At 51.3% G+C, this 24,893-nt stretch carries 17 protein-coding genes; all 17 read left to right on the forward strand.

The features are described from left to right. The first annotated feature begins 37 nt into the window (after positions 1-37). Positions 38-1,474, forward strand: a complete 1,437-nt coding sequence (locus FRZ59_RS08665; RefSeq protein WP_132129980.1) for a sialate O-acetylesterase — start codon at positions 38-40, stop codon at positions 1,472-1,474. A 10-nt stretch (positions 1,475-1,484) separates the two neighbouring features. After that, complete coding sequence (locus tag FRZ59_RS08670; RefSeq protein WP_225975248.1) at positions 1,485-2,891, forward strand: sulfatase; 1,407 nt, start codon at positions 1,485-1,487, stop codon at positions 2,889-2,891. A gap of 1 nt (position 2,892) precedes the next feature. Then, positions 2,893-3,837: a dihydrodipicolinate synthase family protein gene (locus tag FRZ59_RS08675; RefSeq protein ID WP_132129978.1), complete on the forward strand. Its 945-nt coding sequence runs from the start codon at positions 2,893-2,895 to the stop codon at positions 3,835-3,837. A gap of 46 nt (positions 3,838-3,883) precedes the next feature. Further along, positions 3,884-5,407 (forward strand): sulfatase family protein, encoded by a 1,524-nt coding sequence (locus tag FRZ59_RS08680; protein ID WP_132129977.1) that lies wholly within the window; start codon positions 3,884-3,886, stop codon positions 5,405-5,407. A 93-nt stretch (positions 5,408-5,500) separates the two neighbouring features. After that, positions 5,501-6,694 (forward strand): sialidase family protein, encoded by a 1,194-nt coding sequence (locus FRZ59_RS08685; RefSeq protein ID WP_207910321.1) that lies wholly within the window; start codon positions 5,501-5,503, stop codon positions 6,692-6,694. A 29-nt stretch (positions 6,695-6,723) separates the two neighbouring features. Further along, positions 6,724-7,653: a dihydrodipicolinate synthase family protein gene (locus FRZ59_RS08690; protein ID WP_132129975.1), complete on the forward strand. Its 930-nt coding sequence runs from the start codon at positions 6,724-6,726 to the stop codon at positions 7,651-7,653. A gap of 41 nt (positions 7,654-7,694) precedes the next feature. Beyond that, positions 7,695-10,274, forward strand: coding sequence for a sodium:solute symporter family protein (locus FRZ59_RS08695; RefSeq protein WP_132129974.1), 2,580 nt, complete (start codon positions 7,695-7,697; stop codon positions 10,272-10,274). Positions 10,275-10,380: 106 nt separating this feature from the next. Beyond that, positions 10,381-11,280 (forward strand): magnesium transporter CorA family protein, encoded by a 900-nt coding sequence (locus FRZ59_RS08700; RefSeq protein ID WP_132129973.1) that lies wholly within the window; start codon positions 10,381-10,383, stop codon positions 11,278-11,280. Then, positions 11,271-14,150: a two-component regulator propeller domain-containing protein gene (locus FRZ59_RS08705; RefSeq protein WP_132129972.1), complete on the forward strand. Its 2,880-nt coding sequence runs from the start codon at positions 11,271-11,273 to the stop codon at positions 14,148-14,150. Before FRZ59_RS08700 ends, FRZ59_RS08705 begins: the two co-directional genes overlap by 10 nt. A 529-nt stretch (positions 14,151-14,679) precedes the next feature. Beyond that, positions 14,680-17,679 carry a SusC/RagA family TonB-linked outer membrane protein gene (locus FRZ59_RS08710; protein WP_132129971.1) on the forward strand — a complete coding sequence of 1,000 codons (3,000 nt, stop codon included), beginning with the start codon at positions 14,680-14,682 and terminating at the stop codon, positions 17,677-17,679. Between the two features lie 18 nt (positions 17,680-17,697). Then, positions 17,698-19,191: a RagB/SusD family nutrient uptake outer membrane protein gene (locus FRZ59_RS08715; RefSeq protein WP_132129970.1), complete on the forward strand. Its 1,494-nt coding sequence runs from the start codon at positions 17,698-17,700 to the stop codon at positions 19,189-19,191. 29 nt (positions 19,192-19,220) lie between these two features. Beyond that, positions 19,221-20,042: a LamG domain-containing protein gene (locus FRZ59_RS08720; RefSeq protein ID WP_158640574.1), complete on the forward strand. Its 822-nt coding sequence runs from the start codon at positions 19,221-19,223 to the stop codon at positions 20,040-20,042. After that, on the forward strand, positions 20,039-21,388 hold the full coding sequence (locus tag FRZ59_RS08725) for a glucoamylase family protein (RefSeq protein WP_132129968.1): 1,350 nt from the start codon (positions 20,039-20,041) through the stop codon (positions 21,386-21,388). Before FRZ59_RS08720 ends, FRZ59_RS08725 begins: the two co-directional genes overlap by 4 nt. A gap of 85 nt (positions 21,389-21,473) precedes the next feature. Beyond that, positions 21,474-23,210, forward strand: coding sequence for a family 43 glycosylhydrolase (locus tag FRZ59_RS08730; RefSeq protein WP_132129967.1), 1,737 nt, complete (start codon positions 21,474-21,476; stop codon positions 23,208-23,210). A 184-nt stretch (positions 23,211-23,394) separates the two neighbouring features. Then, positions 23,395-23,991 carry a porin family protein gene (locus tag FRZ59_RS08735; protein WP_132129966.1) on the forward strand — a complete coding sequence of 199 codons (597 nt, stop codon included), beginning with the start codon at positions 23,395-23,397 and terminating at the stop codon, positions 23,989-23,991. A gap of 307 nt (positions 23,992-24,298) precedes the next feature. Beyond that, positions 24,299-24,682 carry a hypothetical protein gene (locus FRZ59_RS08740; RefSeq protein WP_132129965.1) on the forward strand — a complete coding sequence of 128 codons (384 nt, stop codon included), beginning with the start codon at positions 24,299-24,301 and terminating at the stop codon, positions 24,680-24,682. Continuing rightward, positions 24,663-24,881 carry a hypothetical protein gene (locus tag FRZ59_RS08745; RefSeq protein ID WP_132129964.1) on the forward strand — a complete coding sequence of 73 codons (219 nt, stop codon included), beginning with the start codon at positions 24,663-24,665 and terminating at the stop codon, positions 24,879-24,881. Before FRZ59_RS08740 ends, FRZ59_RS08745 begins: the two co-directional genes overlap by 20 nt. The last annotated feature ends 12 nt before the right edge of the window (positions 24,882-24,893 follow it).

Raw genomic sequence — 24,893 nt, forward strand, 5'->3', positions numbered from 1 at the left:
TTTTAGTTTAAAGTTTTTAGTTTTTAGGGAAGATATTATGAAGAATTTGAGGACGCTGCTACTTGCTGGTTTGCTGCTGTTTTCCGGCGGGGCCCGGGCGGAAATTACCCTGCCCGCCATTATCGGGAACAATATGGTGCTTCAGCGGCAATCCGATGTGAAGCTTTGGGGCAAAGCAAACGCGAACGCGCAGGTTAGCGTGATGACCTCCTGGGATGAAAAGCAGTATTCCACGAAAGCGGATGCGGCGGGGAACTGGAAGCTGACCGTGCAAACCCCTGCTGCCGGTGGCCCATACGAGATAAACTTTCGTGAAAACGGGCGCGACGGAGGGCAAAAAGGCGCTTCGATAACGCTTAGCAATATACTGATTGGCGAAGTATGGGTGTGTTCGGGGCAATCCAACATGGAGATGCCCCTGAAGGGTTACCGGAACCAGCCAATACTGAATGCCAACGAGATCCTGACAACGGCCGGCGAACCCATGATCAGGCTTTTCCACCTGGAGCGGGCGGCTTCGGCCACGGAACTCTTTGACTGTAAAGGGGCCTGGGAGGTTTCTTCCGCCGGATCAGCCGTGTCCTTCAGCGCGGTAGGTTTTCAATTTGCCAAAAAGCTCCAGGCAATACTGGGTGTTCCGGTAGGCGTTATTCAGACCGCCTGGGGCGGCACGCCCATAGAAGCATGGACCGATAAAGAAAGCCTTTCTGCCGTTCCCGGGATTGAGATCCCTTTTCCGTCCGACAGCGTGGAGGCCGGACGGCTGGTATCCACCTGCCTGTATAACGGAATGATCGCGCCCATTGCCGGATTCGGTATAAAAGGTTTTCTCTGGTACCAGGGAGAAGCCAACCGTGCCCGTCCCGGGCAGTACGCACAGTTAATGGAGGCGATGGTCACGGGATGGCGAAAAAAATGGGGAAATGACAGCCTGCCTTTTTATTACGCCCAAATAGCGCCTTATGATTATCCGACCCATGCGGCTACGGTTCCTTACCTGAGGGAAGCCCAGCTGAAAGCCATGGAGCTGATCCCTTTTTCAGGAATGGCCGTAAGCATGGACGTGGGAAGCAGCGAGACCATTCATCCGCCGGATAAAACAACGATTGCTGAACGGCTGCTCTATTGGGCGCTCGCCAAAACTTATGATATGGAAGGCATTGCTTGTGAAGGCCCCGTATATAAGTCCATGAAAATTGACGGAAATAAGGTACTGCTTTCTTTTGAAAACGCTCCTTCAGGATTTGTCGTGAAAAGCCAAGGCTTCTCTTGCTTTGAAATAGCAGGCGCCGACAAAACCTTTTATCCTGCTACGGCAGAGATATCCAAAGGAGGGATCCTTGTGCAAAGCGATAAGGTTGATAAGCCGGTGGCGGTCAGGTATGCCTTTAAAGATTGGGTAGAAGGGGATTTGTATAATACGGCCGGTTTACCGGCATCGTCTTTCCGCACAGACGACTGGCCGGCGGAATAAATTTATAGGCTTGAAAGGGTATTTAACAACTTATTTATTGACCATAGGCGTGATGGCACTGCCTGTATATTTGTTTGCACAGCCTGCCGCCCCGCCTAGCCGGCCTAATATTGTTTTTATCCTTGCCGACGATCTGGGCTGGTCCGATATCGGATGTTATGGCAATCCGTCCATATCCACGCCAAACCTCAACAAGCTTGCCCGGGAAGGGATGCTGTTTTCCGATGCTTACGCACCTGCGCCTATCTGCTCGCCCTCCAGGGCCGCGTTTCTGACGGGAAAATCACCAGCCAGGCTGCATTTTGAGTTTGTGAGCAAACCCGACGGCAGCAAAGCGCCCGCAGGCACACGCTTGCAGCAACCCGCCTACCCCCGGGATCTGCCGCTGGAAGAAATTACGCTGGCAGAAGCCATTGACAGTACGTATGCAACCGGCTTTTTCGGTAAATGGCATCTTACGCAGGAAAATGACCGTTACCTGGGCTGGGGCGATACGTTCGGCCCTTTACAGCAGGGCTTTGACAAAGGATCGGAAGGGCTGGGGAGTCATCCTTATGCTTACAGTAAAGAAGAAAAGAAGACATTTGGTAATTTCCAACGTGGGGAATATCCTGAAGATGCGCTGACCGGCGAGGCGGTTGCCTTTCTAAAATCCGTCAAAGGCCGGCCTTTCCTGCTCTATTATTCAATGTACTACGTGCATACGCCGGTTCAAACGCGCTGCCGGTGGCTGTATGATAAATATAAAAAGCTGCAGGGAGCAGCTGCGACGGAAAAAAGTATCCATTATGCGGCCTTTGTGGAAACCATGGACGGGTATGTGGGCCAATTGCTGGAGGCGCTGGAAGAAACAGGCCAGGCAGAAAATACGGTAGTGATTTTCACCTCGGATAACGGAGGCCATCCTTCTTTTACCGCCCGGGGGAAGCTGAAAGGCAGTAAATGGAACCTTTATGAAGGTGGAGTCCGGGTACCTATGATCGTTCGCTGGCCCGGCGTAGTGAAGCCGGGGTCGATATGCCGTATTCCGGTGACGGGCGTGGATGTATTCCCGACGATTTGCAGTATTACAGGCGCTAAAACCGATCCGCCAAGGGCACGGGACGGAGCGGACATTACTCCCTTGCTTCGGGACCCTTCCGGCGCGGGTTGGAAAAGGGAAATGCTTTACTGGCATTTTCCGTATTATCATCCCGACTTTGTCAATACCAAACCCCAGTCTTCCATTCGGGAAGGCCGCTATAAACTCCTCTATTTTTATGAAGAAGGACGAACCGAATTATACGACCTCTCAAGAGATCCGGGCGAAGGCCGGGACCTTAGTTTGGCCATGCCGGGTAAAGCGGCACGGATGAAGGATAGTTTATTTGATGAGTTGCAAAAGGTAAAAGCAAGATTCCCCCTGGTAAGAAATTAATATGAAGCCATTAAGCGCCAAAGAGATCTACGGAAACTGGGCGACCCTCTTATTACCCGTTAATGCGGATAACAGCATTGATTATCCCGCGCTTGAAGCGGAGATTGACCTGCTGATCTTTATGAATGTAAACGGAATTTATTCCAATGGCACAGCCGGTGAGTTTTACAACCAGACGGAAGCGGAATTTGACCGCGTGAGCGGCATCCTGGCAGATAAATGCAATGCGGCCGGAATGCCCTTTCAGATCGGTTGTTCGCATATGAGCCCGCTCTTGTCGCTGGAACGCCTGCGGCGAGCCGTTTCGTTGAAGCCCTCGGCCATCCAGGTGATCCTTCCCGACTGGTTTCCGCCCGGCATGTCCGAAATTATTGATTACCTGGAGGTGATGGCAGCGGCCGCAGGACCCGTCGGTTTGGTGCTTTACAATCCTCCGCATGCCAAGAAACAACTTTGTCCGGAAGATTTTGGCTGTATCCTGGAAGCAGGTATTCCCCTGGCCGGCTGTAAGGTGGCCGGCGGGGATAAGGAATGGTACCGGACCATGAAGGAACTCGTTCCCGGCCTTTCCTTATTCGTGCCGGGCCATCATCTGGCAACGGGCTACACGCTGGGAGCAGCGGGCGCCTATTCCAATGTGGCCTGTCTTCATCCCGGGATAGCGCAGCAATGGTACCAGCAGATGAAAACCGATATAGACAAAGCCCTGGAGTTGGAAAAGCGGATACAGCAGTTTATGAACGAATGCATAGTTCCCTATATCCGGGAACAGGCTTATTCAAACCAGGCGGTGGATAAATTCATGGCCGCCCTTGGAGGCTGGACGCCTATCACACCGCGGCTGCGCTGGCCATATAAGTGGATACCTGAAGCGGAGGTAGCAGCTGCCAGGGAACACGGGAAACGGCTGCTTCCGGAATTTTTCAGAACGCATGCCCATGTTTAAAGGATATTTTAGATATTTGCATATATGTTCTACATTAGGACTAAATATGAATTACCTGGCATCTCAGATTTTCCATTTAAAATTTGCCGCCCTTGTGATCTTGGGCCTGCTCCCGCTTTCTTATTTTCCCCAGGGAGGGCCGGGCGTCGCAGAAGCCCTGCCGCAAACAAAGCACGTTACGGGAAAGCCTAATATCTTATGGATCTGTGCCGACCAGCAGCGCTGGAATACCATAAATGCCTTAGGGAACGAATATGTCCGCACGCCGAATCTCGATCGCCTGGTAAAGGAAGGAACGGCTTTTAATTATGCGCATTGCACCGCACCAATCTGTACCCCCAGCCGGGCCAGTTTTTTGACGGGCATGTATTCTTCTACTCTGCACGCTACCAAAAACGGAGCAGCCTACTGGCCGGAAACCGCGCCGCTGGTCACTAAGATGCTGAAAGACGCAGGATATGATTGCGGGTTGGCGGGGAAGTTTCATTTGTCCAGCGCCCAGGTCAATAACCCGGAAAAAAGGCCTGAGGATGACGGGTACAGGATGTTCAGTTATAGTCATTCCCCGCATCAGGGTGGCGATCAAAACCAATACCTTGTATGGCTGAAGAAACAGGGCTACGAATTCGAAGACCTGAAGAAGCTTCCGGGCGAAAAACAGGCGGCACTGGACCAAACTACCTGGTGTACCAACGAAGCCATTGACTTTATTGAACAGGATCGCCGGGAACCCTGGCTCATGAGTTTGAATATTTATGCTCCGCACGGGCCCAATGATCCGCCGGCCCATATTTTGGAGCGTTTTGACGTGGAGTCCCTGCCCGGGCCGGTCTTCAGGGAGTCGGACCTGGAGCAGAAAAGCGTCTTCAATGACGTCATGTTCCAGTCAAAACCCAGGCATCCTGACAGCATTAATGCGAGGCTGCGGCAAGCCAGGTACTGGGCAGAGATTGAGCTGATTGATGAGAATATCGGCCGCCTGCTGGAAACGCTTGAAAAAACCGGGCAGCTTGGAAATACCCTGATCATCTTTACATCCGATCATGGAGACATGCTTGGCGATCACGGCCTGGTTAACAAGGGCTGCCGTTTTTACGAGGGATTGGTGCGTGTTCCGCTGATCTTCTGGTGGCCGGGCCAACTCAAACAGAACCAGCAAAGCGATGCCCTGGTGTCGCTGATCGATATTGCTCCCACCTTGCTGGAGATCGCCGGCGAGGAAGTTCCGGAGCATATGCAGGGCAGAAGCCTGCTTCCTATTTTGAAGGGCGAGGCAAACCCGGATCATTTCCGGGAGTTTGTGCGATGTGAATTCTACAGCACAATTGGCGATGTAAAAGGGCGCAAGGCAAGCTATGCGACGATGATAAGGACTAAGGAATACAAGCTGGTGAATTATCACGGCCATTCAAGCGGCGAATTATTTGATCTGGGAAAAGATCCGGATGAATTCGAGAATCGCTGGGATGATCCGGATTATCAAAAGATCAAGATGGAGCTAATGAAAAAAAGCTTCGATGAAACGGTATTTGCAATTGACACCGGGCCTGAGAAGATCGGCAGATACTAGCGCTGTGTTAAGTGAACTGGCAGCACTAAGCCTTCGCCCTCCAAGATCACGGTTGACGTGGCCCGGATTTTTTGCTAAAAAATGAAACGACAAATGAATAAAACGAAGAACGTATTTGCGCTCTGCTTTTTGGCCGGCGCAGCTTATTTAACGCCGGCGCCGGAAGCTCTGGCACAGGCTGGCCGGGCGGCCTCACAGGAAACCGCTGATCAAATGGAACTCTTCAGCTCGGGAGAAGATGATTACGATACCTACCGTATTCCTGCCATCGTAACAAGTACGGAGGGAACGCTTTTAGCCTTCTGCGAAGGCCGGAAGGACCACGGAGGGGATGCGGGCAATATTGATATTATTCTGAAACGCTCTGAAGACGGCGGGGCAACCTGGAGCGAACAGCAGGTCATCTGGGATGACGGCGCCAATACCTGCGGGAATCCATGCCCCGTAGTGGATGAAGAAACCGGCGATATTTTTATACTAATGACCCATAATCTGGGGACTGACCATGAGGCGGATATCATTAAGGGCACATCGGAGTCAACCCGCACCGTATGGGTGGCTAAAAGCAGCGATGATGGCCGTACATGGACCACTCCCGCTGATATTACCGCTACTACCAAGAAGAAGGAATGGGGTTGGTACGCCACCGGTCCCGGCGTGGGCATCCAGATAAAGCACGGCCCCAGGAAAGGCCGCCTGGTGATTCCCTCCGACCACAGTTACGATGATCCCAACGGAAATGTAAGGGGCGGGCCCTATGAATACGGTTCTCATGCTATTTACAGCGATGATCATGGGAAAACATGGCAGCTGGGTGAGGCCATCCGGCCGAAAGTGAACGAATGCCAGATAGTGGAACTTGCTGATGGGAACGGAACCCTGTTAATGGACATGCGTTCCTACTTTAATCGCGCATGCCGCACACATGCCATCAGTTATGACGGCGGCAGCACCTGGACCTCCCCCAAAGATGCACCGGAACTGGTAGAGCCGGTATGCCAGGCAAGCATTCTCCGTTATTCCTGGCCCGGGCGAAAAAGCGAAAGCGTGCTATTATTCCTGAATCCCGCAAGTACTTCAAAACGCCATAACATGACCATTCGGGCAAGTTATGATGAAGGGAAAACCTGGCCGGTCATAAAAACCCTGTTTACCGGCCCTTCGGCCTACTCCAGCCTTGGAAAGCTTCCGGATGGTACCATTTTGGCCTTGTATGAGGCGGGAAAGAAGCGGCCTTACGAAAGCATTATTTTCCAGAAACTGGACCCGGACGAGCTACTTAAATAAGAACAAAATAATTTAATCATAAAAAGAAAATGACAAAGAAGATCAGCGGGCTACTTGCCGCCCCGTTCACCCCCATGCATCCTGACGGTGCAATCAATACGAGTAAAATTCCTGCAATGGTGGATTTACTGGTGAATAACGGAATTACAGGAATATTTATCTGCGGGAGTACCGGGGAAGGCCCCTCGCTGACGGTTAGCGAACGAAAAGAATTGGCAGAAGCCTTTGTAGATGCCGCCGGGAAGCGCCTGAAGGTATTTGTACACGTAGGCCATAACAGTTTAGCCGATGCCCGGGACCTGGCCGCCCACGCGCAGCAGACAGGCGCCGATTTTATTTCAGCCACTCCGCCTGCCTATTTTAAGATATCTTCAACGGATATGCTGGTGCAAAGCCTGGCAATGATTGCCTCCGGGGCGCCCGAATTGCCCTTATACTATTATCATATCCCATCTTTGACAGGGGTGGGTTTGGATATGGTTGATTTTCTCGAACAGGCAGGACAGGCAATTCCCACACTGGCGGGGATCAAATACACGGCGCCTTTTGTCTATGAGTTTCAGTCCTGCATGAACTATGCCGGTAAAAAGTATGACGTGCTTTACGGCAGCGATGAAATGCTCCTTTCAGCGCTTGCCACCGGATCGAAGGGATTTATCGGGAGTACCTATAATTTTATTGCACCTTTATACCGTGAACTGATCAATTCTTTCAATTCGGGGAAACTCGAAGCGGCACAGGCCCTGCAGCTAACATCAGTGGATATTGTAAGGGTCATCAATAAATATGGAGGGCTTCGCGCTCAGAAAACGATGATGAAATTAATAGGAATGGATTGTGGCCCTGTTCGGCTGCCGCTCCGCCCGATGGACGCACAGGAAACGATGGAGATGGAAAAGGACCTGCAGCAGGCCACCTTTTTCGATTGGGCCAGCAAGCTGGATGCGCAGCCACATTGAACAATTGATAAAAATTACGATATAATCTGAAAATACAACGAATGCAACGCTTTACCAACCGGACAATTCCTTTTCTATTTATGCTGATGACTTTTTTATTCCCCGCCAAATCCTTACTGGCGGGAGACGGGAAGCCTCAGCAGCTTTTCAGCTGGGATCAGCTCCCTTCCATCCCCGATTCCGTGGGTTTGGCAGGGCCTTTCGGCGGAATTGCCAATGGCGCCCTGCTCATTGCCGGCGGCGCTAATTTCCCGGCAGGTATGCCCTGGGACGGAGGAGTAAAAGCGTGGCATGATGCGGTTTACGTACTGGAGTCGCCTACCAGTGAATGGGAATTGGCCGGCAGGCTTCCGCATCCGCTGGCATACGGGGTTTCCGTGAGTACTTCCCGCGGACTCCTTTGTATAGGCGGCGGCGATTCCGCGCGGCATTATAGCGATGTGTTCCTGCTGAAATGGGAAAACGGGAACCTCGAAACGGTTGAAATGCCGGCGCTTCCCGAGCCAATGGCATTTGGAAGCGGGGTGCAGATAGGCAGTAAGGTATATGTAGCCGGCGGCTTGTCTGCGCCCGGCGCCCCGGAGCCGATGAAAACCTTTTGGGTGCTTGACATGGCTGCTTCGGCCGGGAATATGGAATGGAAGCAGCTGGAATCATGGCCGGGAACCGCGAGGATGCTTTCCGTTGCCGGAACGCAGGAAGATGATTTTTTTCTTATCAGCGGGGCCAATCTGGTGCCGGATGCAAGCGGCGGGCCCGTTCGGGAATTTTTGAAGGACGCTTATCGCTACGATACGGAAACAGGCACCTGGACGAGGATCGCGGATCTTCCGCGTGCGGCCGTGGCCGCGGCGAATCCTGCCGTAAACCTTGGACAGGCGCATCTGCTGGTTTTCGGCGGAGATGACGGCAGTCTTTTCTTCCGCCAGCAGGAGTTAAAGGATGATCACCCGGGCTTTAGCAGCGATATTCTGGCCTATCACACGGTAACCGATACCTGGGTGGCCATGGGGGAAATAGAAGCCGGCATTCCGCCGGTTACTACTGTTACCGCGCGCTGGAACGGGCAGATCATTATTCCAAGCGGGGAAATACGCCCGGGTGTACGCAGCCCCTCCGTGCTGGCAGCAACGCCCCTGGAAAAGAGGGCCGGTTTCGCTTTACTGGATATCTCCATTTTAGTCGTTTATTTTATAATCCTTATTGGTATAGGCATTTATTACGCCAGCCGGGAACGAAGCACCAATGATTATTTCCTTGGAGGGAACCGTATTCCCTGGTGGGCCGCCGGCCTGAGTATTTTCGGTACCCAGCTCAGCGCTATTACTTTTTTATCCATCCCGGCAAAGACCTATGAGAGCGATTGGGTGTTTTTTTTCGTGAATATGACGATTGTCGCTGTGGCGCCCATTATCATTTACCGGTACTTGCCCTTTTTTCATAAGCTGAAGATCACCAGCGCCTACGAGTACCTGGAGAAGCGCTTCAGCCTTCCGGTACGCCTGATCGGGGGCTTGTCTTTTTTGCTCTTTCAGTTCGGACGCATGGGTATCGTGATCTTTTTGCCTTCCCTGGCCCTGAATGCGGTTATGGATATCAATATTTTCCTTTGTATCGTGCTTATCGGGGGGCTTTCCATGATCTACACCTTCCTGGGCGGAATAGAAGCTGATATCTGGAATGACGTTTTCCAGGTCGTGCTGCTCCTTGGCGGGGCTTTGCTGAGCCTGGTCCTGATCGCCACCCAGGTAGATGGGGGCATAAGCACCATTGTTTCCACCGGTATGGAAGCCGGTAAGTTCAAGATGGCCAATTTTAGCTGGGATATCACTACCGACGCGCTTTGGGTAGTAATAATAGGCAGCTTCTTTGGTAATATGGTGTCCTATACATCCGATCAGGCTGTTGTGCAACGGTATTTAACCACCGAAACACCGGAAAAGGCGGCAAAATCCATCTGGACCAACGCTATTCTCACTATTCCGGCCACAGTCATTTTCTTCAGCGTGGGTACGGCCCTTTGGGTATTCTATAAGACTAAACCGGAACTGCTTGATCCCATGAGCCAGTCGGACGATATTTTCCCCTGGTTTATTGCTCAGCAGCTGCCCCCGGGGGTTTCCGGGCTAGTGATCGCCGGCGTATTCGCAGCAGCGATGTCCACGCTTGATTCCAGTATGAATTCCATGTCGGCGGTGATCACTACTGATTTTTATAAGCGGCTGAAACCAGGCGCCACCGACAAACAACACTTAAAAGTGGCCCGGTATGTTACTCTTGCCCTGGGCCTGGTGGGGATTACCGCGGCCATTTACATGGCCATGCTCGACAGCGCTTCCATGTGGGACCAGTACTTAAAGGTGGTGGGCCTCTTCGGGGGCGGACTGGCAGGTATGTTCCTGGCCGGAGTATTCACCCGGCGTATTCACGCAGCAGGGATCCTTACCGGTTTCTTTACAAGCGCAATTGTTTTACTGCTTGTGCAGACTTACACGGACATCCATTTCTTCCTCTATGCGGCCATAGGGATGCTGACCTGCTTCGCGGTAGGATGGCTGGTAAGCATGATCGTCCCAGGAAAAATAGCCGATGAACAGTATACTTACCGCTCCCTGAAATAACAGGTTCCGAAAGGGTTCGTCCGTGCGGCGTCCCTTCCATCCGGTTTAAAATCATTTGGTGCTAAATTTGTATATTTTGGCGTGAAATGATTTTAAACCGGTTATCATGGTAGAGATTTTCAGCGAAAAACAAAATGGCTTCACCTGGTTGGATGTAACCAACCCCACCCAGGAGGAATTAATGGAGATCGCCGGGGAACACGCCATCCCGCGTAGTTCCGTAAAGGACAGCCTGGAACCGGAACACCTGCCGAAATTCGAGCAGATCGAGGATAAAATATTTATTATTATCCGGGTGCTGGACCAGGAAGCCAGGACAAAGGCGGGCAGTATTCAGCAAGCCAGCCGGAAGATCGCTATTTTTTACGATAAGGGCTTGCTCATTACCATTCACCGTTCGGAACAGCCCCTGCTCAGGGACCTGAAGACAAAATACGTCGATACGGGCAAGGTGCAGAAGGAAAACGAGATACTGCTGCACATCGTTTATCAGGCATTGAAAACCTATGAGGAACCGGCCACCCGGTTCGCCGAAGAAATGGACGTCTATGAATCAGCAATCTTCCTGCGTAAAAAGGTGCCGGATATACTCAAAAGTGTTTATAAGGTAAAGCGCAGGGCTTCCGTTTGTTTTCGCATCATTACCCTGATGGACGATGTAGTACGCAGGCTGAACGAGCTGTACAAAAAACATTATCTGGCCCAGGACCTGCTTGATCTGCAGCTTCGTCTCAGTATCCTTTATAATGAGATCGTGGACGAATCCAACCACCTGCTCAATATTTATATTTCCTTCACTTCCCAGCGCACGGGCGAGGTTATGCGCGTTTTGACCATCTTTTCGGTGTTTTTCATGCCCCTGACGTTCATTGTAGGCATTTACGGGATGAACTTTGACTTTATGCCAGAATTGCGCTGGCATTACGGTTATTATTTTACGCTGGCGGCGATGCTCCTGATCACTGCGGTTATCTATTTTTGGTTTAAGAGGAAGCGATGGCTTTAAGAAGGATATGGACCTGCTTAATATTTGTTCTTTCGCTGTTTATTGGTTGGTGCGGCCGGGCGGCGGCCGATCCGGCTACCCCTTTCATTACTAATTATTCGAAGCGGGAGTACAAAGCGGCGAACCAGAACTGGTCGGCGGCGCAGGCGCCCAATGGGATCATGTACTTTGCCAATTCAGAAGGCTTGCTGGAGTTCGACGGGTCGGAATGGACCCTGATGGAGCTGCCGGACGAAACCATTGTACGATCCGTAGCCATCGACCCAAACGGAAGGATCTATACCGGCTCCTACCAGGAATTCGGTTACTGGGAAGCGAATTCAAGGGGAGGCTTCAGTTATACCTCCCTGAGTAATTTGCTGGGTGATTATAAATTCAGTAATGAGGAGATCTGGAAGATCATTATTGACGGGGAGCGGGTGTATTTCCAGGCCTTTTCAAACAAAATGTTCCTTTACGAAGACGGAACGGTTAAGGACCTGGAGACACCCGATGTGACGCTGTTCTCCTTCAGCGTGAATGACCAGATCATTGTGCAGGGTCTGAACAAAGGGCTTTACCTCCTGGAGAACGGAGAATTCAGCTTTTGGAAAGGAAGTGAACTTTTCGCGGGTGTGCCGGTACTGACTATCCTGCCTTTCAGTAAAGACCGTCTTATCATCGGTACCGCCACGCAGGGCCTGTACCTCTATGACGGAACGACTTTCCTTCCCTGGAATACCGAAGCCAGCGAATTTTTGAAGGATTATCAGTTGAATAACGGGATTGCCGGCGCTTCTGGCTTTGTTTTCGGCACTATCCAGAACGGGGTGATACTCATGGATCAAAACGGAAAGATCATCCGTCACCTGAACCGTGAGAACGGCCTCCAGAACAATACCGTATTAAGCCTTTACGAGGACAGGCAGCACAATCTCTGGCTGGGGCTGGACAATGGCATTGACTACGTGGAACTGAGCGAGCAGTTTTATTTTTACCAGGATGGCCCGGGCTTACTGGGTTCGGTATATGACGCAGCACAGTTCAGGGACTGGCTTTACCTTGGAACTAATCATGGCTTGTTCCGCCGCCCTGTTGATCCGGCAAGCAACCAGGCTTTCAGTTTTGTGCCTGGTTCCCATGGGCAAGCCTGGAGCCTGGACGTCGTAGACGGGCAGCTGCTTTGCGGGCATAACGAAGGCACTTTCCGCATTGGCCCGGAACAGGGTGCCCCCGAAAAAATTTCCCCGGTTACCGGAGGGTGGCTGCTGCGCGAAGTGCCGGGGGAACCGGGCTTCATGATCCAGGGCACCTACACAGGGCTGGCCGTGTTTCGCAAGGTTGGGGGTAACTGGGAATTCAGCCATCGCGTCCGGGGATTTACCCAGCCCGTCCGGTATATCGAATTTGACCACCAGGGCACTATCTGGGCAAGCAGGGCTTATGAAGGCGTTTACCGGATAGGCCTTAGCGAAGACCTCCGGGAGGCCCGGAAGATCGATTATTTCGACAAAAAAGCCGGTTTTCCTTCCAGTTTTAATATTAATGTATTTAAAATTGGCAGCCAACTGGTATTTGCCACCGGGAAAAGCGTATATACGTATGATGAATTGAAAGGGGCGATTGTCCCCTTCCGGCGGCTGAACGAAGGATTGGGCATCCTTCAGCAAGCTCACCGCATTCTTCCGGCCGGGCAGAATAAGTACTGGTTTATCAGTACGGAGGCGATTGCGCTGGTTACTCTTGAAGATTACCAGGTACAGCAGCTGCTTCGCGTGCCTTTTTCCAGGTTTTTACCCCAGATGGTTTCGGAGTACCAGAATATCGTATTGCTGAATGACAGTACGTATTTGTTTTGCCTCGACGACGGCTTTGCCGCTTTAAGGGACAGCGCGCTTAAGCAGCTTGAAAAGAAAGTGCCGCCGGGCCTTTTTATCCGGAGGGTGGTTCAGTTATCGGATAGCAACAGGCTTCTTCCCTTCGATGGAAAGGAGACGCCCCGGGTAAAATATAACAAAAGCAATATCAAGATCCGCTTTGCTTCGCCATCTTATGGTTATTCCGAGAAGCGCTTCCAGGTGCGGCTCGATGGCTTTGATGAGGGATGGTCCGGCGTCTCTTCCCTGAATTACAAGGAATATACAAATTTACCGGCCGGGACTTATACATTTATGGTTCGCCTGGCGGAAGACCCGGGGCCGGGAACACTTCAGGATACCTTCACGTTTAAAGTGCTGCCGCCCTGGTATGCCTCCTGGTGGGCTTATCTCTGCTATTTGCTGGCGGCGGCAGTGGCCGTCATCTATTTCCGGAGAAGATACCGGAAAAAAATACAGCGAAAACATGAAGTGGCCATGGAGCGCCTACGGCATGAAAAGGAAGAACAGTTGAAGGAAGAACGGCTCCTTAACCAACAGCGGCTGGTAGAGCTGGAAAATGAGAAACTGCAGTCGGAGATCGCGGCGAAAAGCAATGAACTTGCTAATTCCACGATGGCCATTATCAAGAAAAATGAAGTCCTGATCGCTGTTAAAGAAGCGCTTTCCCGCCTGAAAAAGCAAAAAGATAACGGTCTTCCTTCCGGCGCCTTTAATAAGCTGTACCGGGTAATCGATAATAATATCAGTAATGATGATGACTGGCGTATTTTTGAACAGAGCTTCAACCGGGCTCATGAAGATTTCTTCCGGGAATTGAAAAACCGCCACCCCGACCTTACGCCCAATGACCTGCGTTTATGCGCCTACCTTAAAATGAATATTTCTTCCAAGGAGATTGCTCCCCTCCTGAATATTTCCGTACGCGGGGTGGAGATCAGGCGTTACCGTCTGAGGAAGAAGCTGGATCTGGAGCATGATGATAATTTGGTGGAATATATGATGGGGTTGTAAAATGGCCTTCGGAGGGGCGGTTTCGCGGGGGGTGCATTCGCTCAGGCTGATTGTTTTGGCGCGCGCGCCAAAACAATCAAACATCGCTCATGCACCCCCGCGCGAAACCTTGTCCGCCGGACATTTTACAACTGTTTGAGGTTGGGGTTTAGTTGGATTGATGGGGGTGGCTCGCTTCGCATCGCTGGCGGGGTAGGGGTTTGGTTGGTTGATGGGGGGCTCGCTTCGCATCGTTGGGGGTTGGGTTTGGTTGGTTGATGGGGGTGGCTCGCTTCGCATCGCTGGCGGGGTAGGGTTTGGTTGGTTGATGGGGGGTGGATCGCTTCTCATCGCTGATTGGGTGATAGGGATGCGTATACTTTTAGTTGGCTTGTTTTTAGGGGGTTGGGGTTGGGGTGATGTGTTGTTGATGTAGTGAATGTGGGGGGTTGGTGCGGGGGTGTTGAGGTAAAGATGAGGGGGAGAATTCGGGATTGGGAAGGAGTAAGGGGTAAATTGGTCCTGAAACATTTTCAAAACCGATGTGATTATGAGAAATGTACTTACTGTTTTGGCATTTTTATGCTTTTTTACCCAGTATGGTTACGGGCAGGAAAGAACGGTTAGCGGGCGGGTTGTGGGGGCTGCGGACAGCCTTCCGGTGCCGGGCGTGTCTGTTACGGTGCAAGGGAGCAGCATAGGTACCGCTACCGATCTGGAAGGGAATTATACGATCAGCGTTCCGGGTAATGAGGCGGTGCTGCTGTTTAGCTTCCTGGGGATGACTACCGTTCAGGAAACCGTCGGTGACCGCTCCGTTATAAATGTAGTTTTGGCGCCGGCTGCCAGCCAGCTGGATGAAGTGGTGGTAATAGGATACGGTACCGCTGTCAAGCGGGATCTTACGGGTTCCATTGTCTCTATTGACGGGAGTGAGGTGGCGGACAAGCCGGCGACCAACCCGGTGGCTTCGCTGCAGGGGAAGGTGGCCGGGGTGCATATTACCAATTCCGGTAGGCCGGGAGCGGAGCCTGATATACGGATCCGGGGAACAAATACCATTCATGGCATAAAACCTTTATACGTGGTGGACGGTATATTGAACGATAACATCGATTACCTTAACCCGTCGGATATTGAATCCATTGAAATACTAAAGGATCCCTCTTCCCTGGCGATTTTCGGGGTCCGGGGCGCCAACGGCGTTATTGCCATTACCACAAAGCAGGCAAAAGCCGGCGAGCTGAATTTTAATTTTAACAGTACAGTAGGTTTTAAGCAGGTTTCGGATCCGATGGATATGACGGATGCCGCGGGCTTTAAGATGTTATATGATGAACAGCTGGTAAATGACGGAGCTACCCCCTATAATTATGAGAAATGGACGGCGAATACCGACTGGCAGGATGAGATCTTCCAGAAAGGAATACTGAATTACAATCATCTGAGCGTAAGCGGCGCAACGGAAAAGAATAAATTCTATATGGGGTTGGGCTACACGACGGAGCAGGGAATGATCAAACATGAACAATTGAACAAGATCACCTTGTCCCTGAATGATGAACTCCAGCTTAACGAAAATTTGAGAGTGGGCATCAACTTTAACGGGTACCGATCGGAACTTCCGCAAAACCGCGAGGTGGATGCGGCTATCCGCGCTGCGCCCATCGCCCCGGTTTTCCACGAGGAGAGCGGGCTCTATCATACGTTGCCTGATTTTCAGCGGGCGCAGATCTGGAATCCCATGGTAAATGTGGAGCTGCGGAAAAATACGCTGATCAGCCGGCAGTACCGCGCCGTTGGAAGCGTGTTTGCCGAAGTCGATTTCCTGGAAGACTTCACCTTCCGGGCCGCCTTCCTGGCCGACTATGGTTTTAATCAGAGCCGGTCCTACAGCCCCTTGATAAATGTGTACAACCCGGATATCGCCGGCGACGGTATCGATCACCTGGTGGAAACCACTTCGGTAAACCAGAGCCAGGATATTTATACAAAGGTGCAGTCAGATTGGCTGCTGACCTATAAGAACAGCTTTAACGATCATAATCTTACGGCAATGGCCGGCTGGACTTCTTATTATAATTCCTTTGAAGGAACCAGCGGCCACAGGACCCAGGGTGACGGCCGGCCTATTCCCAATGAGCCTCGTTTCTGGTACGTGGATATTGGCGACAGCGATACCCAAACTGGGACCGGTTCAGCCTGGGAAAGAGCGAACCTCTCTTTTCTGTCCAGGGTGCTGTATAATTACAAGTATAAATATTTGCTGAACCTTTCCTACCGCCGGGATGGCAGTTCCGGCTTTCTTCCGGAGAATCCGAAACGCTGGCAGAATTTTGCCTCTGTAGGGGCTGCCTGGGTAGTCAGCGAAGAAGATTTCATGAAGTCGCAAAGCACGGTTAATCTCCTGAAACTGAAAGGTTCCTGGGGACTGCTTGGGAACCAGAATACAGGCGATCAATACCGTTACCCGGCTTATCCCTTGCTGGTTCCTGGGAATTCAGCGGTCTTCGGAGATGACGTGGTTCCTGCTTACGAACCGGACTATATTGCCGATCCCAACCTGCATTGGGAAAGCGTATATGCCTGGGAAGCGGGCTTTGAATTGAATGCCTTTAAAAACAGGTTGTATGTGGAGGCGGTATGGTATGATAAAAAGACAGAGGATATCCTGGTGACCGTGCCCGGCACCCTGGGTTCGCGGCCGGGCTTGTCAAATGTGGGCAGTATTTCTAATCATGGGCTGGAATTGGCAGCCTCCTGGAACCAGGAACTTGGCGAAGATCTCTCCCTTTCTGTCAGCGGTAACTTTACGACCGTCGACAACGAAGTGCTTGACCTGGTAAGCGAAGGCTATGAGATCTTCAACGGCATCTCCCGGACCGCCATCGGTTACCCTATCGGGTACTTTTACGGATATATCTCCGACGGCATTTATCAAACCGATACGGAAATCCGTCAGTCGCCCACGAACCAGATCAACGAGGTGAAGCCCGGAGACATAAAGTACCGCGATGTGAACGGGGATGGCAATATCACCCAGGATGACCGCACCCTGATCGGGAATCCTACCCCTGATTTCACCTATGGCATCGCCCTCAGCCTCAACTACCGGGGCTTCGATGTGTCTGCCGACTTTACCGGTGTTTACGGCAACGAACTCTTCCGGGACTGGAACCGCGGGTCTTTCTCGCAATTCAATTTCCAGGAGCATATGCTGGATCGCTGGCACGGCGCGGGAACATCGAACTGGGAGCCGCTGATCAGTTCAAGATCCAACAATCGCCTGGTTTCTACCTATTATATTGAAGACGGCAGTTTCTTCCGCGTTCGTAACATTCAGCTGGGATACAATCTGAACAGGCAAACGCTTGAAAAACTGGGGCTGAAAGCGCTGCGCATATACCTGAACGCACAGAACCCCTGGACTTTCACGAATAGTACCGGCTATACGCCTGAAATAGGAGGAAGCTCGACTTCATTCGGAATCGATAACGGAACCTATCCCGTGCCGGCGATTTATACATTGGGTGTGAACCTGAATTTCTAATGTAATTGAGAAAAGGTCATGAAAACAAGATACCAAAAGATTTTATGGGTGCTTCCGGTAATACTGGCAGCACTATCCCTGGCCGGATGTAAAAAGGACTGGCTGGAAAGAATGCCCCAGGGACGCTATACGGAAGACGATATTCCCGCGGGTTCGCTGGAAGGGCAGGTGTTCGGCGCCTATGCCGCCCTGCGGAATGACGGGATTTCGGGGCTTTCCTACGTTGCTGTGCATAATATCCGTTCTGACGATGCTGTCAAGGGAAGTTCGGTGAGCGACGGCGTGGATGCCGAAAATTTTTTCGATAACTTCCAGTATACGACTGATTTCTGGCTGCTGAATACGTATTGGACCGACCATTATAACCTGATTTCCCTGGCGAATAATGTAATAGCAGCCGCAGACACCGTGGAGCTTGATTCGGCTACCAGTATCAATGCAGGGGAGGCCAAGTTCCTGCGCGCATTCGCCTATTTCAACCTGGTGCGTGCATTTGGTGAAGTGCCCTTAATAGATTTCCGGATCATTGAGCCTGAAGACGCCATCGTTCCCAAATCTTCGGTAGCCGAGATCTATGCCCTGATTGATGCGGACCTGGAGGAAGCAACCGGCGTTCTTCCCCTGGACTGGCCGGAATATCCCGGGCGGATCACCCGTGGCGCGGCCCTTGCACTGCAGGCCAAGACATTTCTTTTCCGGGGTCAGTGGGCGGCCGCGCTGGCCTCGGCGGAAGGAGTAATGAACACCGGCATGTATGATCTGAGCATGCCTTACGATGAAATATTCAGGGAAGAGGCCGAGAATAGCAGCGAGTCGGTTTTCGAGATACAGGCGCTTTATGAACAGGGGCAGACAGAGTTCGGGATTAACTATGCTACCCGCCAGGGTGTGCGCGGCGCGGGCGAATGGAACCTGGGATGGGGCTGGAACACGCCCACTGAATCGCTGGCAGAGGCATTTGAGGCCGGCGACCCCCGGAAGGATGTCACCTTGCTCTATTCCGGACAGCTGAATGAGCCTTACGGCGAAACCGTGCCTCCTGCAACACCCAATGTTCCGCGTCCCTACTGGAATAAAAAGGTATATACCAATCCGGCTATCCGGGATGCTACCGCGAGCCAGGGCGGGCAATGGTTCAATATGCGGGTGATCCGGTATGCCGATGTGATATTGATGGCCGCCGAGGCTGCCAATGAACTTGGGAACACAGCCAAAGCCCTTGAATACATGGAAATGGTCAGGGCAAGGGCAAGGGGCGGAAGTGATTCCGTACTCCCGCCGGTGATCACTACCAATCCGGAAGAGCTGCGCGAGGCGATCCGGCATGAGCGCCGCGTGGAACTGGGAATGGAGGACGAGCGCTTCTTTGACCTGGTGCGCTGGGGAATTGTGCAGCAAGTAATGCATGCTGCCGGGAAAACCGGTTATCAGCCGCGTCACGAGTACCTGCCCATTCCGCAGCCGGAGATTGATAAATCGGGGGGCGTCTTAAAGCAGAACCCGAACTATTAGCAGAAAGGAACAAGACAATGGGAAAATATATGTTAAAAACAGCTGCAATTATACTGATGGCAGGTTTAGGGGGCCTTGGCTTTACGTCTTGCCAGAAAATGGAACGCCCGGAACTGGTCCTCATACCGGACGACACGGCAAGGCTGAACGGGCCTTTGCAGCTTTACCTCGGATTCGAGGATTCGCCCCTGGACAGCATCCACTTTGACGAAGGTACTGCTACCGGGATCAGTTACGTGGAAGGTGTTCACGGCAAAGCCTATCAGGGATCAGCAACCGGGCAGATACAATTTGCTTCTGCCGGAAAGCTCGCGGAAATGAGCAGCTTCACGGTGGCTTTCTGGCTGAACACGGAAAAGCATGAAGGAGGAGCGCAATGTATTTTTATGCTTCCCAATACGGAGGACTTCTGGGGAAATATGTTTGCAACCATTGAAGGCAACGGGAACCCCGACGATAATTCCATGCAGTTGAAATTTAATTTCGGCCCCTGGGTTGACTTTAGCGGGAGCAACGGCATGGAACGGTTGCCGGACATGTATGGAAAATGGCGGCATCTGGCGTTCACTTATGATGAGAATACTTCGGTATTTTCAGCTTACCTGGACGGCCAAGCTATTCCCCTGCCCGCAGCGGTTGCCAATCCTGAAGCGAACGGAGAGCCACTTGGGCCGCTTGCGTTCCAGAATGTTTCAAAATTTGTAATCGGCGCGTATCAGCAGCATATTGGCATACAAAACGATCCGGAGGCCTGGATGCTGCGGTACACCGGCATGCTCGATCAGTTCAGGGTATACACGAAAGCGCTGACCGCTGAAGAAGTAAACACGTTATTTGCCAGCAAGAAATGAAGAGTAGCTTTTTAATTATTTTACTGGTCCTGTCCGGGTTTATTGCCTGCAATACTCCCGGAAATGACAGCAAGCCGGAGGAACCCGGAAAAACAGACAGCTTAACCGCTGAACAACTGCTGGACAGCGTTCAGTACCGCACCTTCCAGTACTTCTGGGATGGGGCCGAACCGGTATCGGGAATGGCGCGCGAGCGTTATCATGTGGACGGGGTATACCCGCAGAACGATAAGAACGTCGTTACCTCGGGCGGCTCCGGTTTCGGAATAATGGCTATCCTGGTGGGCATTGAAAGAGGGTTCATCAGCCGGGAGGAAGGCCTCCGCCGTTTTGAAAAAATTGCCGGTTTTCTGGAAAATGCCGACAGCTTTCATGGTGTATTTCCGCATTGGTGGAACGGCGAAACCGGGAAGGTAAAATCTTTCAGCTCAAAGGATGATGGGGGCGACCTGGTAGAAACCGCTTTCCTGATGCAGGGCTTGTTGTGTGTACGCCAGTACTTTGCCGATGGCAATGAAGAAGAAAAAGCGCTTGCCGACAGAATGGACCGGTTATGGAAAAACGTCGAATGGGACTGGCATACCAAAGGGGGAGAAGATGTGCTTTACTGGCATTGGTCCCCCAGTCATGGCTGGGAGATGAACTTCCCTATTGAGGGCTACAATGAATGCATGATCACCTATATACTGGCGGCTTCCTCACCAACTCATGGTGTGCCGGCGGAAGCCTATCACGACGGATGGGCCCGCAGCGGCGGTATTAACACAGATGTGACCACTTACGGACATCATCTTTCCCTGAAGCACAATGGCGCTGAAAAATACGGCGGCCCCTTATTCTGGGCTCATTATTCCTACCTGGGCCTGGATCCCAGGAACCTGGAAGACCGCTATGCCAATTATTGGGAAGAGAACCGTAACCACGCGCTTATCAACTATGAGTATTGCGTGGACAATCCAAAGGATTTTGCAGGCTATGGCGAACAGTGCTGGGGATTGACAGCCAGTTATTCCGTCGAGGGCTATGCCGGTCACAGCCCCTCCCGCGATCTTGGCGTCATTTCGCCTACAGCCGCGCTTTCCTCCTTCCCTTATACGCCTGAAAAGTCCATGGCCGCCCTGGAGCATTTCTATTACAATCTTGGCGATAAGATCTGGGGTAAATACGGGTTTTATGACGCGTTTAGTCAAACTGAAAATTGGTACCCGCAGCGCTACCTGGCCATTGACCAGGGGCCTGTTGTGGTCATGATAGAAAACCACCGTTCCGGTTTGTTGTGGGAGCTTTTTATGTCCTGTCCCGAAATAAAGCAGGGGCTGAAGAAGCTCGGTTTTTCCGGTTTTTGAAGTTTTTAGCTATTTAACACGGGGATCCGGCTCCCGTTTAAGCGGCTTTCACGGAACGGGAACTGGCTTGGTTCAATTAAGAAAAATGAACAGGAAGCTTTATATACTGATCCTGCTGCTGGGTTTCGGCATTTGCCGGGGGCATAGCGCATACGGGCAGTCGGCTCAAATGAAAACCTATTGCAACCCCTTAAACCTGGATTATACCTACATGATCTATAACGCCAATAATGATCTTTCTTATCGTTCAGGCGCCGATCCGGCGGTGGTTGAATTCAGGAATGAGTATTATATGTTCGTTACGCGTTCAATGGGCTACTGGCATTCCAAAGACCTTTATAACTGGACATTTATTACACCGGGAAAATGGTATTTCCAGGGCTCCAACGCACCGGCCGCCTTTAACTATAAAGATTCTGTATTGTACATGGCAGGCGATCCTTCCGGCTCCATGAGTATTCTTTATACAGACAATCCCGCGGCGGGAAACTGGAAAGCCGTGCCGGCTATTTTGAACAACCTGCAGGATCCCGCCCTGTTCATCGATGATGACGGGCAGGCATATATCTTTTGGGGATCATCCAATAAGTTTCCGATCCGGGGAAGGAAGCTGAATAAGGATCTCCGCTTTCGCCCCCATGAAGAAGTGACCGAACTGTTCAACCTCGATGAAGAAAAACATGGCTGGGAGCGTTTCGGCGAGAATCATTCGGATACCGTCCTTGAAGGGTATATTGAGGGGGCCTGGATCACCAGGCATAAGGATACCTACTACCTGCAGTATGCTGCGCCCGGAACCGAATGGAACGTCTACGGAGACGGCGTTTATACCAGCGATTCTCCGCTGGGCCCGTATATCTATGCCCCGAACAATCCGGTTTCCTACAAACCCGGCGGCTTTGCCAACGGGGCGGGGCATGGGAGTACAGTCCTGGGGCCGCAGGGGAATTACTGGCATTTCGCTACCTCGGCGGTTGCCGTAAATATCGGCTGGGAAAGGCGCATCAGCATGTTCCCCAGCTATTTTGATGAAGACGGACTGATGCATGTAAATACTTCTTTCGGGGATTATCCTCATTTTGCGCCTTCAATTCCCGGGAAAGCGGGAGAATTCAGCGGCTGGATGCTGCTTTCTTATAAAAAGCCGGTAAAAGCATTTTCTTCACTGGAAAACTATGCACCCGGGAATATAGTTGACGAAAATGTGAAAACCTTCTGGGTCGCGAAGGAAAACAATGACCGGCAATGGATAGAAATAGACCTGCTTCACCCGGCAACCGTACATGCTATACAGGTAAATTACAATGATTATCAGTCGGCTATGTATGGAAGAGTACCCGGCCTCTATCACAGGTACCTCATCGAAGGTTCCCCGGACGGCAAAAAATGGCAGGTACTGGTTGACAGGAAAAACAGCTTTGAAGACGTCCCCAATGATTATGTCGAACTCGCCCGGCCCCGGACCGTTCGGTACATCCGCTATAAAAACATCCATATTCCAACCCCTCACCTTTCCATTTCCGATCTGCGCGTGTTCGGCCTGGGTAATGGAAAGATTCCGGGGAAGGTACAGGGTTTAAGCGCGGACCGCCGTCCGGACCGGCGTGATGCACTCATTACCTGGGAAAAACAGGCTGGCTGCCAGGGATATAATGTGCGCTGGGGAATTGCCCCGGATAAATTATATAATTCCTGGCTGGTTTACGGGAGCAATTCCCTGGAACTGAAAAGCCTGTCCGTTAACCAGGAGTATTATTTTACCGTAGAAGCTTTCAACGAAAACGGCGTCGGGAAAAGCGCTGAAATCGTAAAGGCCGAATAATACCGCCATTCATGTCATGCCCGTTATGTCATGCCCGGCCTGGCAGATAAGCAAGGTTTCTGGCATTAAAGCAAGCTCTTGAAAAACTGGCCGTTAACTTCCTGTAACGCTTTTGTTAACCCCCTGGCCCTGAAACTGGCATAGTTTTCGTCAGAGAAGGGCATTATTAAAAAAAGCAATGAAAATGAAAAAAACACTGTTAATAGGCGCCCTGTTCCTGGCAGGAATGGGCGGCACGTATGCACAGGTAAATTACGGGGTAAAGGCTGGCGTTAATTTCGCTAACCTGAATTTTTCCGAAGACGTAGAGGATCTGGATCCCAGTACGCTCACGGGATTTCAGGCCGGTATATTTGCTAATGCCGAACTGGCCGAGAACTTTTCGGTACAACCGGAACTGCTGTATTCTGCCCAGGGATCCGTGCTTGCTGAGGAAGGTGACAATTCCTATAAATATAAACTCAGCTACCTGAGCCTCCCGGTAATGGCAAGGTACCAGTTCTGGGAAGGTTTTCGCCTGGAAGTAGGTCCCCAGCTGGGTTTGCTTTTGTCTGCAAAAAGTGTGCTTGATACGGACGGCGGTGAAGCAGAGGAAGATGTCAAGGACCAAACCAAGAGCATCGATTTTGGGCTGGCCGGCGGAGCAAGCTATCAGCTTCCCATGGGCATCGGCGTTTTTGCCAGGTATTACACCGGCCTGACAGATATCAGTGACGGCAACGAAACCGATATGACTACCAAAAATAACGTAGCCAGCGCAGGCCTGACCTATACGTTTTAACGACCATCTTCGGGAAGAAGTTAAAAAAACAGGGACAGCCCTGTTTTTCGTACTAAAAGAAACCCTGCCCATCCGCGGCGGGGTTTCTTGTTTTCCGACCTTTTTCAACATTCTCAACTTTAAAAAACGCCTTTTTCCGGCCTTTTTCGCGCTGTGCGAAATCTGAGGGCTGCAAACCGGGCAAGTTACCCAATTTGGTTTTACTAATTTTTTTAGGATAACGGATGGGTTTGTTATTTTTACCGCAGCAACCATACCTTATGTATATAACCTGTGAAGAAACCATCAATAACTTAAAACTGTACTCATGGGGCATTTGCCTGGAAGAGCCGGACGAAAGCAAAACGGGGGGACTCAGCTTATTTACGCTTTCAATACCTATAAACTGCTGGAGCAGGATGACGCGGAGCTGGAACGGAGTAAAAACCCCTTTGCTACCGTACTGCTAATTGCCAAGACTGCGTTGTCCGGGAAAAAGCTGGATGACAAAGCGCTTTACAAAATGAAAATAAAGCTGTTGAAAAACCTCGCAGGTCAACAGCTACCGAAGAAAAAGATTGAAGCGATAATGCTGTTTCTGACGCATTATATTCGTTTTGAGGATAAGGAGATGAACAGAAGCTTTGAACAATATAAAGACCCAATTAACCAAAAGGAGAAAAACAATGGGAATGAAAGAAGCAGTATGTGAAATGTATCGGCTGAATGGCTTGGATGAAGGCCTTGAAAAAGGAATTAGAAAAGGTCGTTTGGAAGCGAGGAGTGAAGTTGTCAGGAACTTGATCTCGCAGATGGACCTTGATGACCAGCAGGCTGCAAAGCTGGCCGGAGTTTCTGATTCTTTTGTCAAAAAAGTGCGCCGTAAGCTTAAACAGGAATCCCTTTGCTGATTCACGTGTAGC

The organism is Anseongella ginsenosidimutans (assembly GCF_008033235.1).
In the GTDB taxonomy this organism is placed as follows: domain Bacteria; phylum Bacteroidota; class Bacteroidia; order Sphingobacteriales; family Sphingobacteriaceae; genus Anseongella; species Anseongella ginsenosidimutans.